General features: G+C 66.2%; 12 protein-coding genes. 6 read left to right on the top strand and 6 right to left on the bottom strand.

What is annotated here, in order from left to right; genetic code table 11:
- Positions 1-61 precede the first annotated feature (61 nt).
- On the top strand, positions 62-1,123 hold the full coding sequence (locus tag KA712_04830) for a Gfo/Idh/MocA family oxidoreductase (GenBank protein ID MCG5052265.1): 1,062 nt from the start codon (positions 62-64) through the stop codon (positions 1,121-1,123).
- On the opposite strand, the gene KA712_04825 is transcribed toward KA712_04830, so the two are convergent.
- On the bottom strand, positions 1,092-1,535 hold the full coding sequence (locus tag KA712_04825; GenBank protein MCG5052264.1) for a hypothetical protein: 444 nt from the start codon (positions 1,533-1,535) through the stop codon (positions 1,092-1,094). The genes KA712_04830 and KA712_04825 overlap by 32 nt on opposite strands.
- A 208-nt stretch (positions 1,536-1,743) precedes the next feature.
- On the opposite strand from KA712_04825, the gene KA712_04820 reads away from it, so the two are divergent.
- On the top strand, positions 1,744-2,163 hold the full coding sequence (locus tag KA712_04820; GenBank protein MCG5052263.1) for a CBS domain-containing protein: 420 nt from the start codon (positions 1,744-1,746) through the stop codon (positions 2,161-2,163).
- 137 nt (positions 2,164-2,300) lie between these two features.
- Positions 2,301-3,800, top strand: coding sequence for an alkaline phosphatase family protein (locus tag KA712_04815; protein ID MCG5052262.1), 1,500 nt, complete (start codon positions 2,301-2,303; stop codon positions 3,798-3,800).
- Here KA712_04815 and KA712_04810 read toward each other — a convergent pair.
- Positions 3,775-5,943, bottom strand: a complete 2,169-nt coding sequence (locus KA712_04810) for a sulfatase-like hydrolase/transferase (protein MCG5052261.1) — start codon at positions 5,941-5,943, stop codon at positions 3,775-3,777. The genes KA712_04815 and KA712_04810 overlap by 26 nt on opposite strands.
- A 252-nt stretch (positions 5,944-6,195) precedes the next feature.
- Between KA712_04810 and KA712_04805 the strand changes: the two genes are divergently transcribed.
- The gene (locus KA712_04805; protein MCG5052260.1) at positions 6,196-6,951 is read left to right on the top strand and encodes a glutathione S-transferase; all 756 of its coding nucleotides are present in this window, start codon (positions 6,196-6,198) and stop codon (positions 6,949-6,951) included.
- Positions 6,952-6,959: 8 nt separating this feature from the next.
- On the opposite strand, the gene KA712_04800 is transcribed toward KA712_04805, so the two are convergent.
- Positions 6,960-7,748: a dioxygenase gene (locus KA712_04800; protein ID MCG5052259.1), complete on the bottom strand. Its 789-nt coding sequence runs from the start codon at positions 7,746-7,748 to the stop codon at positions 6,960-6,962.
- A gap of 480 nt (positions 7,749-8,228) precedes the next feature.
- Between KA712_04800 and KA712_04795 the strand changes: the two genes are divergently transcribed.
- Positions 8,229-8,699: a response regulator gene (locus KA712_04795; protein MCG5052258.1), complete on the top strand. Its 471-nt coding sequence runs from the start codon at positions 8,229-8,231 to the stop codon at positions 8,697-8,699.
- Positions 8,700-8,892: 193 nt separating this feature from the next.
- A complete protein-coding gene (locus tag KA712_04790) occupies positions 8,893-9,501 on the top strand; it encodes a hypothetical protein (GenBank protein MCG5052257.1) in 609 nt (202 codons plus the stop codon).
- 4 nt (positions 9,502-9,505) lie between these two features.
- On the opposite strand, the gene KA712_04785 is transcribed toward KA712_04790, so the two are convergent.
- From KA712_04785 to KA712_04775, 3 genes are all read right to left on the bottom strand, one after another.
- Complete coding sequence (locus tag KA712_04785; protein ID MCG5052256.1) at positions 9,506-10,756, bottom strand: glycosyltransferase; 1,251 nt, start codon at positions 10,754-10,756, stop codon at positions 9,506-9,508.
- A 1,003-nt stretch (positions 10,757-11,759) separates the two neighbouring features.
- Positions 11,760-12,896: a glycosyltransferase gene (locus tag KA712_04780; GenBank protein MCG5052255.1), complete on the bottom strand. Its 1,137-nt coding sequence runs from the start codon at positions 12,894-12,896 to the stop codon at positions 11,760-11,762.
- Complete coding sequence (locus KA712_04775; protein MCG5052254.1) at positions 12,893-14,053, bottom strand: glycosyltransferase family 4 protein; 1,161 nt, start codon at positions 14,051-14,053, stop codon at positions 12,893-12,895. The genes KA712_04780 and KA712_04775 overlap by 4 nt, the downstream gene beginning before the upstream one ends.
- Position 14,054 lies beyond the last annotated feature (1 nt).

The raw sequence follows: 14,054 nt of genomic DNA, 5'->3' as shown, positions 1-14,054 counted from the left end.
GCATACCAGGGTCCCGGACGAAAGCAAAGCTTCGCGGATTTTGCGCGGGCGGAGCGCGCCCGTGAGCACGTTTTCGGCCTGCTTTCTCGGCTGTGGCCGCATCAACGAAAAACACCTCGCGCTGTTGCGAGCGCTACGCCCCGGCACCAGGCTGGCCGTGGCCAGCCGCGATCCGAAGACGGCCGAAACCTACGCCCGCAAGACCGGTGTTCCCCGGTGGTTTGGCAGCTACGACGAAGCGCTCGACGCGCGCTACGACCTCTATGTGGTGGGCACCCTCCCGAGCGCGCACCACGGGCTCGTCAAGCGCATCGTCGCTGCCGGGCATCACTGCCTGGTGGAAAAGCCCGTGTTTAGCAGCCTCGAAGAGTTTCAGGACCTGTGGCCGCTCCTTTTCAGCAGCCGGGGCCTTTTCATGGTGGCTGAGAACCTGCATTTCGCCCCTTTTCAGCGGCGGCTCAAGCAGGTGATGGCCGACCCCGCGCTGGGTCGCCCGTTGATGATGGACCTCACCCGGCTCGGGCGGTCCCGGCCGAAGGGCTGGCGCCTCGACCCCAGGGAGATGCCGCTCGGGGCGCTGCACGAAGGCGGTGTGCACTGGATCAGGCGTCTTTTGGATTTGGCGTCGGCGCTCGAGTCCGACGGGCAGTCACACGTGCTCGACGTGATGGCCTACAGCCCGCAGCCCCCCGTGACGGCCACGCCCCACGAGGACACGATGATGGTGGTGGCGCGACACCGCTCGGGGCTCACGACGCGGCTCTTGCACACGTGGGCCGTGCCCTGGCGTTTCCCGCTCTTCGACGCGTCGAAGCTCCTGTGCGAACACGGCGCCGTGTACTTCGACGCCCGGGGCCTTTATGGCCGTAGCTACGGCCCCAAAGGGCGCCGCCTCCTTGCACCCAACGTGAGAGACGCCGGCGGATACCGAGCCATGTGGCAGGCCTTCGTCGAAAGCCTCGAGACCCAAAGCCCCCCTCCCCTCCCGCTACGTACCATCTACGATGACTTCGCCTACATGGATGCGGCCTATCGTTCGCTGCGTTCGGGGCGACCGGAGGCACCGCGTCCGCCGCTCCCGGAGAGCGGCGTCACGACGGCTTCCGTTGGGCCTTCCCTTTAGCTTTGGCAGGGGCGGGCGGCGCAGGCGCGGGCTCGACGTCGGAGCCCGGTGGCAGAGACAACGAGCGATGGGCCTGTGGCCGCGGCGAAGGTTCAGTGTCGGCAGGCATGCCATCGTCGTCGTACGCGATCTCCTCGCCAGCGCTGGTGTTGACGAAGGGACCTCCGATCTCTTCCTCGACGTTTGACTCGAGGAAAAGCTCGTCGGCTGTGTCTTCGCCCGTGGTTGCCGCGTGAACGAAGGACTCGGCCAGGCTCTCGGCCAGATCGACGTTCGTGTGACGGGGCTGTTCGTCGGGGTCGCGGATGAAGGCGTCGGCATCGTCTTCCCGTGGCCGCTTCGACGCATGCGTCAGCTTCTGCTCGGACGGATCTCCGAAGCGGCTCGTCTTCTTGGTGTCCCGTTCCTTCATTCCATGATCGGTATGCATCGTGCACGCCAGAGCCTTGATGCAAGGGGACGACCGACGGCTTGTTCGAGACATCCAGCGGGGGCGGGCCCCGGAGGGCGCGGGCCCAGCCTGCCACCGCTGGCTCACCGCGGAAGGTCTGCGGCCTGAAACCCCTCGCGAAACGCTCGCTACCAGGAGGTGGCGGCCCGCTCGTGAAAGGAAAGCGCACATGACGAACGTAAGAAGCATCATGACCCCGGATCCCGTGATGGTGGATGTCAACGCCACGCTCATCGAAGCCGCGCGAAAGATGAAGGACAAGGACATAGGTGACGTGCTGGTCACAGACGAAAATGGGCAGCTGGTTGGCATCGTCACGGACCGCGACATCGTGGTGCGGGGCATCGCCGCGGGCGCCGACGTGGGCACGGCCCGGGTAGGCGACGTCTGCTCGAAAGATGTGGTCACCGTGCATCCCGAGTCCGCCGTGGAGCACGTGGTCCGGGTGATGCGAGACTACGCCGTACGGCGGGTGCCGGTGGTGGAAGACGGCAAGCCTTTGGGGGTGGTCTCCCTTGGGTTGTTGGCCACGCAATTCGACCCACAGTCCGTGCTGGGACACATCAGCGCCACGCACGCCAACCACTGACCGCAGGCGCTACCGGGCGCCGCAGGCGTCCGCCTCGGTCGCCGGCGGCGCCTCGATGAGACTCCCGACTCCGCAAGGCGACGTGATACGATACGACGTCGCTGACGTCATGACGTTTCCTGTTCCGTCACGCTGGGTTGGTGGTGCGGCGGGGTGTTCCCCCCCTCGGTGACGGCGTGCGTGCGCGCGGCGGTGGCACGGGGCAGGTGCTGGGGCTGGTCGTCGCCCTGGTCTTGGCGGGCGTTGGCCTGCACCAGCTGCGTCGCAACGTCATCGCCGCGTTCTTCCGCGACGCGCCGCCGGGACCGGCGCCTCTGCTACAGCAGGCGCCACCCGGAACGCGGGGCCTCTCGGTGGTCTCGCGCGTGCGCGTGCTGCTCATCGATGGCCTCTCCGCACCGCAGGCCGACAAGCTGCCCGGACTGCGCGCCTTGTGCAGCCAGGGTTTTCAGGGGCTCGTCGACACGGGCTTTCCGACCGTGTCCTTGCCCGTGCAACACGTGTTGTGGACGGGGCTCACCCAGACGCAAGCGGGGCGTCTTTACCGCCTGACCGCGCTGCCCGAGCCCCCCCCGACCAGCCTGCCGTTCCGCTCGGTAAACAGCCGGGCCGTGGCCGAATCGCATCCTCACATCGTGAAGTCGTTTGGCTTCGATCACGTGTGGCACGGTCCCAAAACGCACGATGACGCCGCCTGGGCCGCCTTCACCCAAGCTGCAGAGGCCGCCGTGGCCAGCGACGCCCCGCTTGCGTTCGTTCACGTCCTACGCGTGGATGTGGCGGGACACGAGGCCGGAGCGCGTGCGCCCGGCTACACGGAGGCGGCCGCGCGGGCTGATGCGCTCTTGACGCAGCTGACGACGCGGGCCCCCCCTTCGGAGCACACCCGATGGTTCGTGCTCTCCGATCACGGACACCGTCCGCAAGGCGGGCACGGCGGGGCCGAACCGATGATTCGCCAGGTCCGCGGGTGCGTGGTGGGCGCCCTGCCGAAGACCGAGGGGCCTCGTCCGCTCCATCTGGTGGATCTGCATCGGGCCCTGGCCGATTCGTTGGGTATGAACCCCGACCCGCGGGCCCCGGGGCGACCCTTTGCCTTTGCGCTGCACCACCCTGACGAGGGCGCCACCCTGCCTCACCCAGGCGCTGCCCGTTGGCTGGCGGCGGCGCTCTTCCTGCTGGCCGCGTTCGGCTTGACCCTGCGCCTGGCGCGCACCCGCGCGTGGCTTTGGCCTTCGTGGGCGCTGGTGGCGTACGTGTCCCTCACGGGGGGCTTTGGCGCGCTCACGCTGTCAAACCCCGTCGTTTACCCGCCCTTCGGGCGCGACCTGCTGCTCGGGGCTCTACCTGGCTTCGTGTGGCTCGCCTGGGTGAGCGCACGGCAGCGCGACCCGTTTTGGCGGACAGTCTTGGCGCAGTTGACCCTGCCCACGGCGTTTCTGCTGGCGTCAGGAGGGCTCTGCGGTGCTTTTTCGGCCCTGGCCTCCCGGCAAGGCGCGCCCCCGCTGATGCCGCTGTGGTCGGCCCACTTCAGCGCCGCCGCCGCGATGCTGAGCGGGGCGTGCTTCACGTTGGCGCTGGTCGGGCTCGTCACGTGGATACGCCGCACGTTCAATGAGGTGCGGCGAACCGATTGACCTCCCGTTCGGACAGGCGTTCGCGCGCACGGCGCCCCCGGCTCGTGCGATCTACGGTCACGTTCGGCAAAGCGGCATAGAGCGCACGGAGCTTCGCGACGAGTGCGGGTTCCCGATGCGAGAGGTCCACGCGCTCGTTGAAGTCGCGCGCGAGATCGAAGAGCTCCGTCAGCGACTCTTTGCGCCGCACCAGCAGCTTGTGGGGCCACGCCACCACGCCGAACTGATCGCTTTCGTTGAGGGGCAAAGGCCGCAGGTGGTCGCGGAGGGCCTCGGGGGCTTCGGGGACCAGCTGCGGCAACATCGTGCTGCCATCCACCCCGGCTGCGGGCAGTCCCAGAAGATCGATGACGGTGGGATACACATCCAGCAATGAGACGGGCGTTTCAACCTTTCGGCCGGCAACACCAGGAATACGCAGCGCCAGCGGCACGTGCGTGAGGGCGTTGTAGACGAAGCGACCATGGTTGTCGGGCAGCCGTCGATCTTCACCGAGCCCCTCGCCATGATCACTCAGCAGGACCACGATTGTGCTGTCGACCAGTCCCCGTGCGGCAAGCGCCGCCATCAGCTGACCCACTTCCCGATCCACGAGGCGCACCATCAAACGGTATTTGTCTCTCCGGTTCGTAGGTCGCGCCGCCTGGAGCGACCGCAGGTGCTTCTCAGAAAGCGAAACCTCACCGTGCTCGTGCACGTCGAAGTGATGCAACCACAAAAAGAAGGGGGACTCCTGCGCGGCCTGCCTCCACCTGTCGATGAAGGCCAACCCCAGCGCCGTGGAGCGTGCGCCCGTGGTGTGGCTGCCGATGTCCTTTTCATGCAGATCGTTCACCACGGTATCGAAGGTGTGCAGGCCCCGCGTCAGGATGGCCTTGCCCACGTAGCGCAACACCTCGCTTGGAACGACCCCGTGAGTCAGGCGCCCCACGCGGTCGAGCGCCTCGGCCAAGGTGGGTTCCGGGCTGGCGTAGGGATCGACCTTGCCGGTGAACACACCCGCCATCGACAGATCGGTCCCGGCGGAGGGAGCAAACGCCCGGGTGAAGTGCACGGACGCGTCGAGCAGCGCGAAAAGATGTGGATGGTCGGCGCGGTTGGTCGGCGTATCGGCCAAGGCATCGGCCCGGAGCGTATCGATGGACAACAAGATGACGTGCATCTTTCGGGTGCGTTCGATGAGGCTCTGCGCCGGCACGGACGCACGCCAGCGCGCGAGCTCGTCATGGTGGGCCGCCCGTGAACGGGCCAACGCAGCGACGGCAGGGTTGTCGATGATGCCGTCACAGTCTTCATCGAGGCCGTTGCCGGGCACCTCGGCAACGCCAGGGTGCACGCGGGCATCGAGGTCGTTGCAATCGCCTCCGGCCAGCAAAGGCGAGTACCCGTCGCGATCCAGGTCGAAGGCCCCACGAGCGACACGTGCGAGCAGGCGTGTGTGCTGGCCGCGAGTGGCTAAACGCCAGCGCGCCTGGTTGTCGCCAGGCCCCCACCAACACACGATGCCCACAGCCACGACGGTGGCGGCAGAGCCCCCCCCGAAAACGCGTGCAGCGACCGTGGTGTCCAACGTCCAACGCAGCCAAGGACCGAACGACACGAGCCGCGCCCCGAGCCCCAACAGAACGACCTCCGTGACGAGCAGCAAGGTGTGCACGTCGGGATAGCCCGAGGGCACGAAGCTACGGTTCAGCCCGTTCGTGAGCACAGCCAAGCCGAAGGCCACGAGCCCGGCAGAGAGCGGGTACGCACGGGCCCACGCACGCAGGAAGCGGATGGCCACCGCCAGCAAGCCCCACACCAGAAGGGGAAACCAGCCGGGTGCCAGCGTCGCGCCCGGTAAGGTGGCCGCGAAGGCTCCGTCGAAGAGGTGAAGACCGACGGGAATCGACACCCAAAGGCTTCCGGCGGCGAAGACGAACGCTGACCACCAAGGCCCCACGAACCGGGCAGCCCCACGCGCCGAGAGTGCCAAGGTGGCGCCGATGCACAGCCCCAACCCTGCGAACAAAGCCAGTACCGTGAGAATCAAGCCCGCCGAAGTGGCCCGCAGAGCCACCAGCTCCACGGGACATGCCAAGGCCGCACCGGCGTAGCCGACCGCCAGCCAGGGCGCACTTCGGACGGCGACCGAACGACTCAACGCGAACGCCCGGCGTTAGGAAAGGGAGCGAGGCCTGTGCGAACGCCTGCACGTCCGCGCTCGAGGAGGAACGCAGACCGAGAGGAGCGCAACGAATCATGAACGGCACATCGGCGCATCGACGAGACCCCCGGGGATACGAGGCGCCTCATGATGCCTGCTTCGTATCGGAAAACAAGCGGGTTTCGGTACACGCGCACGCGAGGGGCACGCCTGCGGGTGCAAGGCCCACGCGGTACACTTCGGCCCATCATGAAACCATCACAGCCGTACAAGCTCTATTACTGGCCGGGGATTCAGGGGCGCGGGGAGTTCGTTCGCTTGGCGCTGGAAGATGCAGGCGCCGCTTACGTGGACGTGACGCGCCGACCCTCCGAGGAGGGCGGGGGCGTGGACGCGCTTTTGGCCTTGCTGCGGGAGGGACACGCCGGCGTCGTACCGTTCGCGCCGCCCGCCCTCGTCGATGGCACTCTGTTGCTGTTTCAGACCGCGAACATCTTGCACCACTTGGGTCCCGCGCTCGGCCTTGCGCCCGCAGAAGCCGCGGGACAGGCCATGGCTCATCAGCTTCAGCTCACCATCATGGACCTGGTCACCGAAGCCCACGATGCCCATCACCCCATCGCGGTCAGCCTTTACTTCGAGGACCAGAAGAGTGAGGCGTCGCGCAGGGCGGGCTTTTTCGTCGCCGAGCGGATGCCCAAGTTCTTGCGCCACTTCGAGCGGGTCGTGCAGGCCAACCGCCGAGGCGCACACGCGTTCGCCGTGGGCCAGTCACCGAGCTACGTGGATCTTTCGCTTTACCAGGTTTTGGTGGGCCTCAGCTACGCCTTTCCCCGGGCCATGGCTCAGCTGGCGCCCACGATCCCCGGACTCATCGACCTCCGAGACCGGGTGGCCGAGCGCCCGGGTGTGGCGGCCTATCTTCGCTCCGACCGGCGCTTGCCGTTCGATGAACACGGCATCTTCCGTCACTATCCCGAGCTCGACATCGGGCCCGAGGCGTGAGCGGCGTCTCAACCGAAGTGTGCGGCCATGAGTTTGAGGTCGAGCAGCGTGCCGTTGTAGGGCACACAAGCCGGATCGTCGCCGGCCGCCCCCGCCACCACCATGAGCGGCAAGAGGTGCTCTTCGCGCGGGTGGGCTTTCCGGGCCTCTGGCGCCCTCGCCCAATCCACCAAGAGGGCGTTGCGCTCGCCCGAGGGCCTTTGTACTGCGTCGCAAAGCCACGCGTCGAAGCGAGCCGCGACGTCCTTGGCCTCGGGCCCGAACGCACGCAGGTTGTGATAGCTCATTCCGCTACCAACGATGAAAACGCCTTCGTCTCGCAAGGGTAAGAGGGCACGTCCCATGTTCAGGTGTTCTTGAGGATCGAGCCCCTTTTTGAGGGACAGCGCCACGGTGGGCACCTGGGCGGCCGGATAGGCGAGCTTGAGCGGCACGAAGACCCCGTGATCGAAGCCGCGCACGGGATCTTCGGCCGTCGAAAACCCGGCGTGCCCCAGCAAGCTCCGCACGTGCGCGGCCAGGGTTGGCTCTCCTGGTGCCGGCCATGCGAGGGCGTAGGACGCTGGAGGAAAGCCGTAGTAGTCGTAAAGAAGGGGCGGCTCGGCGGAGGTGCTCACCGTGGGCACCGCCGCTTCCCAATGGGCTGATACCACCAACAGCGCCCGCGGCGGCTGGGGAGGCAACGTCGCGAGGCCCTTCAAGTACGTGGCCAGCCCGGCGAGCTCTTCCTTCGAGCCCAATCCCACGTCGACGAAAGGCCAGGGGCCACCCCCATGCGGGATGAAGGCAACGGGCATGCGCGTCGTGGCGGTCACGGGCAAAGAGCGTAGCGCATTGGGGCGACGAAGGTCGCAGGCGACGCTGCACGGGCCCGTTGCGTCTGAATCGGGAGTGAAGCTTGGCCGACGATAAAGACACAACCTCGTTGGGCTAGGAGTGGAAACACCTTCCAAAGAGAGAGCCAGCGAGCCATCGCCAAGGTTGACGCAAACGATGAGAGGAATGGGCGCGTTTCTGCGAAATCGTGCCCCCACGCGGAGCAGAAGACGGCATGGCCGTTTTCGGAGACGCAACGGCAAACATGACTTGACGTGGCCATCGAGTTGACTACGATGGCCCCCGTGAGTGGCGTGGTGGTGTCTCAGACAGTGCGGCCTATCGAAGCAACTTGCGACGAAGGGGTGAGGGAAAACCAGGTACGGCCGGTACGGAGTGACGAGGAGACTCCGTTCCTCTGGGGATCTCCCCTGCGCGCCCTGAAGAATCGAGGAGGTCCTGTGAAAATTCAGCCAGCCGCGATGCGCGAATCACCGGCAGAGCCCTACGCGTGCAGGGATTTGGCAGCTGAGCGGCTGGATGGCGACTTCTTCACCCGTGCCGTGTCGTCATCGTCCCGGCGGATCATCGTGGTCGATGACCATCGCGATGGCGCCGATTCCCTTGCCTTGCTGTTGGAGGAGGCGGGACATCACGTCGCCGCTTTCTACAGCACGGATCGGGTGCTTGCGCTCGCGGAGGTCTTTCGCCCGCATGTGGTCTTTTTGGATCTCAGTCTGCGGGGCCTCACGGCCTTTTCCCTCGCCCGGCAGATCCGCGAAGCGGCCTGGGGTGCCACGACCCGTCTCGTGGCTACCACGGGTTGGGTCCATCCGACGCCTGCCGACCTCATCCGTACGGAAGCGTTCGACGAATGCCTGCTCAAGCCCTTCGACTTGCTCGAGCTCGAGCGAGTCGTTACGGCCCCGTAGCCCCGACGCACGTGAAAGGGGCGCTGGGCATGCGTTTTGCTGCCCGTATTCCCCCGGAGGGGCGCCCGTGGAAGGTGATGATGCGTGGAAAGGCAGAGGCAGGCGGAAGGCGGGCTTGCTTCTCGCTGCATGGTTCGGGTGCGGAAGCCCCGGCGAGCCGCCGCTTGCGCAGCTTGACCCTCCGCCTATGCACGTGGGTGACGCGCGGTCCTTAGCCGCGGAAGAGCCTACGGGCTTCGTTGCACGCGTTTGCGACGACGACGGCCGATGGAACCCTCTACCCGGCCTCCGCACGTCGTTTCCGGTCGACTACATCGGCTACGGCAGCACGCTCTTTTTCGGTGACTTTCCCGCCACCTTGGGCGTGCCCTGCGCGACCGCCCGCGAACCCGTGGGCTGCCTGGCCCGCTTCCACGCGGCTCGAAAAGCCACCAGGACCGCAAGCAGGTGCACGGCCTCGGGCTGCAATCCGACCCTGGTGAGCACCCGGGGCGACGAGGTACTCGCGGCCAATTCCCTGGCCGTCCTTCTCCCGCTGATTTTGCCCATAGACACCGAGGACGAGGCCGTGTTGGTGGCAGAGTTCGCGGGCTTCAACGTCGCCTGCGCGATGCCGCACCAAGGTGGAGTTCGCCCCCGCGCAGGTGGCTTCGAGGTGCGGGTGTCCCGAACCCGCTACGACTGTGAACGCGACCACCTCGTCCTTGCGATCGACGAAGAGGGCCACGTGAGGGAGGTGGCTTCGGCGATCCCCCCTCACAACCCCCACTGCTTGCTGCAGCCCCTCGGATTGGCTCGTTGAGGGCTCAGCCCCGCGCGCGGCGCCGGGCTTGACCCCGCATGCGCGAGGGTTGACACTCCGATACGTACCCGAGCAACTCCGCGGCGCGGGCTGCCGCCGTGTGCGAGGCCAAAACCTTCGCGCGCGCCGCCGCCCCCACGCAAAGACGGTCAGCGTCGGGCAGGTCGTGCAAAAGCTCGATGACATCGCGTGCGTTGCGCGCCAGGAAGATCTCTTTTCCGGGCTCGAAGATCACATCGAGGCCCCTCCACGTATCCGAAATGAGGGGTACCCCGCAGGCCGCGGCCTCGAAGAGGCGAACGCTGGGGGAAAACCCAAAGTCGCGCATCGCCTGACGGGTCAGGTTCAACGTAAAGCGAGACGCACAGTAAAACGCCGCGTGGGACGGGGGCGCGACGTGCTCCACACGGCTCACGTTGCGCGGCCAGCGTAGCATCTCGGGATACTGCGGGCCGGCCACCATGAACGCGCGATCGGCCAGCTGCGTTGCCGGCACGATCAACAGCTCATGCAGTCCAGGCTGTCGATCGGCGCTGAAGGTCCCCATGTAGCTGAGATCCCACGTGTCTTCGACGTCTACCGGGCGGCAGTGATCCGGATCCACGGCGCAGTAAAGAGCACGCGGGCGCTTGGCCCCATAGCGGGTCTCGAGCGTATCGAGCACGTCGCCCCCGGAGAAGGAGAGGTAAAGGTCGAACCAGGGAACCTGATCGGACCGAAGATAGGGGCACTGCCCACGCCCGATGGCTCTCAGCGTGACCGGCGTATCGATGTCGTAGAAGGCGAACACACCTTCGACGCATCCATTGAAGTGGTCGATCAGCGCCGCCCCATCGGGTACGTAAGAGCCCATCACGACGACGTCCGCGGTCGAAATCTCATCCCCCCAGCGCTGCACGAGTTCCTCGGGACGATCGTAGAGGCGCAGCTCGGCGCTAGTTCTCGCGCCGTCCACGTGCGCGTCGTACCAGGGCACATTACGTTCGTAGAAGACCACCCGATGCCCGCGCTCAGACAGGCCCTTCGCCAACGCCCGGTAGGTCGTGGCGTGGCCATTGCCCCACGAGGAGCGCAGGGAAAGTCCCAAGATCGCGAACGTCAGGGCGCGCGTCTTCTGGGGCGGCGAGGGAAGCGGCACGATGGTTCTCACGCTCAGGCGGCGGTGGCTGCGCACACCGAGGGCCTCCTCGACTTCGAGGGCTCTTTGGTCGTACGTGTGCTCGGACAAAGCTCGACGACGCGCTCTTCGTCCCATGGCCCTGGCCTCGGCGGGCGTGAGCCGGGCAAGGTGCTCCCCAACCTCGTCTCCATTCGCCGCCACCAGCACCTCACGGCCCGGTTCAAAGAAGCTCTCGATCCCCTCCCACGCGTCGGTCACGAGACAAGCGGCGGCCCCTGCGGCCTCGAAGAGACGCGTGGCCGGCGAGTATCCGAAACGGACCATGCTGTCTCGGTGAACGTTCAACACGGCGCGAGCGCTTGCGTTGAACACATTATGTTCGGAGCTATACACATGACCCATCGATGCCACGTTCTTGGGCATAGGCAGGTCGTGCCAGCCATTGCCCCCCAGGCGAAACGACTGATGCGGCAGACGTCGGGCCACGGAAAAGAAGAACTCTTCCACGCGGGCTTCTCGGTCGGGAAGTCGGTTCGCGAGCAGACAAAGGTCGCTCTTGAACTCGGGCAACGCGGCAACGGGAAAGTGGGTGCGCGGATCCACCGCGTTGTAAATCGGATGGCAGATGAGGGCGCCCAGCTGCGCGTACCCCGCCACTACCTTCGGCCCCCCCCCGTAGGTGAACACGATGTCGTAATGGGGAACCAGCGGCGCGAAGAGATCGCTGGGATGTGACTGAAGGCGCTCGAGCGTTGCCGGGGCGTCAACATCCCAGTATGCCAGAACGCACCCCGGTCGCCTCAGACTCAAAATGCCAGCTTCGAGGAACTCGTCGAGCACGCCCACGCCACTCGCCTTGACGATGAGATCTGCGCGGCTCGCATCCTTCAGCATCGCGGCCGCTGCCGCCTCGTTCGCCTCGTAGACATGCACAGCTGCCCAGGGAGGATCTTCGATGTCGCGGTGGTTTTGGCGATCGTACGCGTCGGGCTCGTAGAAGTGAACCTCGTGCCCCCGTCGCGCGAGGGCCTCCAGCAAGCCTCGATAATAGGTCGCGGCGCCGTTCCAATACGCCGAGACGAGACTCGAACCGAAAAATGCTATGTGCATCTAAATCTCCCCACATGGTGCGTAGCGGTCAGAGTTGCGCCACCGACCGCTCCAACGGCGGACCTAGTTTGTGGGACGCATCCAGCTTCTGGACCAGTTCGACGAGCTCCAACGCGCGGTGCCGGCACGTGTGTCGTGACAGAACCGTCTCCAGGCCCGCGACGGCCAACGCGACGCCCAACGCGGGGTCATTCAGCACCTCCCTCATGAGCTCGCACATCTGCCTCCCGTTGCGCGCCATGAGAAAGTCGGTGCCCACACGGAACAGATGTTCGGAGTCCTCCCACGGGCCCGTCACCAGCGGGATGCCACACGCGAGCGCCTCGAAGACGCGAATGGTTGGAATGCCTGGCAGCTGACTCGCGTAGGGCCGTCTCGGAACGTGCACGGTCATCCGGTACTGAGAGAAGATCTCGGGCACTCCATGATTCGGGAGCCAACCACCAAATCCGATCCCCCGCGCAACGAGCGTATCCAGGGCCCACGACGGGTATCGAACCCCGAAGAGCTTGGCCCTGAGTTGAAGGTGCCACACGGGATCGAGAAGAAATTCGCGCAGCTCGTCTGTCCGTTCGTCATCGCCCCAGTTCCCCACCCAGACCAAGTCGCCGCCTTCACCTCCGACGAGCAGGGGACGGAACCGCTCAGCGTCTGCGGCCTCGTGCCATGTCCAAGCCTGGCTCGTCCACCCTCGCTCGAGATACAGATCCCGAATCACGCTACCGAACGCCAAAACGCCATCATAGTCTCTGAGATCGTAGGCGGCCATCTCGTCCGGTGCCGTGGCGGCACGATGGTGCGTGTCGTGAAATAGGAGGCGGAAGTCCCTGCGGCGTGCGCGCAAGCTTCCGAGCGCGGCGACCAGCTCCGGGGCATTCCACTCGTGCACCAAGACCAGCTGCGCGTCGGCCGTGGCTTCATCGAGATCAAGCGTCTGCGCATCGTACGCCACGTTGGCGAGCGCGGGGTACCAGGTCCGGTAGGCCTCGAGCATGTCGGCGCCTTCCTCCCTTACGAGATTGTGCGCACTCCAGGAATCGACCGGCTCGTAAACCTTCACACGGTGCCCCAGTGCGACAAGCGCAGACACGACGCCGCGCAGGAAATGGGCGTTGCCGTTGTTCCAGCAAGAGCGAAGCGAATGGCAGAACATGACGACGTTCACGTGTTTGTCTCCTTTTGCATCTCGAAACTGTGCGCGGTGGCCGCGTAGATGTCGTGGTACCGCGTGGCCCATCGGCTACCCGCAAACGCGACAGCACGCCGATGGGCGGCCTCGCCGAGTGCCCTGCGAGCGCCCTCGTCGCGAATCAACGCCTCGACCACATCGCCCAGCGCTTCGGGATCCCGAGGGTCGAAGAAGGCCGCCGCCCCCCCCCACAGTTCCCGAAAACTACCGATGTCTGCCAAGGCGAGCGCACACCCCGAAAGAGCGGCTTCCAGGACGCCGAGGCCAAAGGGCTCGTAGAGCGAAGGCGAGCAGAAGATCGCCGCGCGTGCGAGCCTTTCGGCAACCCCGGCAGGTGGAAGCACGCCCACCGCGCGCGCGTGAACGAGCGGGCGGCTCCGTCCGAGGGGGTCCTGCAGGGGACCCATCACTTCTGTCCTCCAGGGAAACCGGCGGCAAGCCCGGTCGAGCGCACACAGGTTTTTGCCTTCGTCCCACACACGCCCCACGGCGACGATGAGTTCTTCCTTCGCGCGCGGCACCCACACGCTGCCGTCGAGACCGTTGTAGACGATCTGGGCGCCCGGCAGAGGTCCGTAGGCGCCCTGCAACGCTCCGAGCATGGTGGCGCTGGGCGCGGTCACAGTGTGGGCGGCACGCAAGCCCCGGGCCACTCGCCATCGGTAGGTATTCCATCGCGCTGGCGCCGCCTCGCCTTTGACGGCGCGCCACCAGGACAGCACGCAGGAGTGAGCCGTGATCACGACGGGCGCGCGGAAGCTCAAGTGCCCGTGGGCATACTGGTTGAGGTGGACGACGTCGGGGCGAAAGCGCTCGGCAAGCGCCAGAAGCCACGCGCCAGCGGCGTCTACGTCTAGCCAGGGTCGTTCCATCCATTCGAGAGCGAAAGGGCCGTCCTCCACGGTCACACCCGGGATGGTCTCGGCGTCTCGTCGTTGGCTCAACGTCGGGGTCGGCCCCATGATCGCAAGGAGCACCCGCACCCCACGCGCCGCCAAATGACGAGCCAGCGCGAGGCAGAAGTTCCAAACACCTCCCACGGCGTCGGTCGTCATGAGGACCCGGCGCACGTTGCCCCCCGAGGTCCGTAGGCCCTTCGGCTCCGAACGTGACGCCGCGAAGGCGGGGTTCATC

Source organism: Myxococcales bacterium (assembly GCA_022184915.1).
GTDB lineage: Bacteria > Myxococcota_A > Polyangia > Fen-1088 > Fen-1088 > JAGTJU01.
The sequence above is the reverse complement of the archived record's forward strand: the minus strand, read 5'-3'. Positions and strand labels throughout refer to the sequence as shown.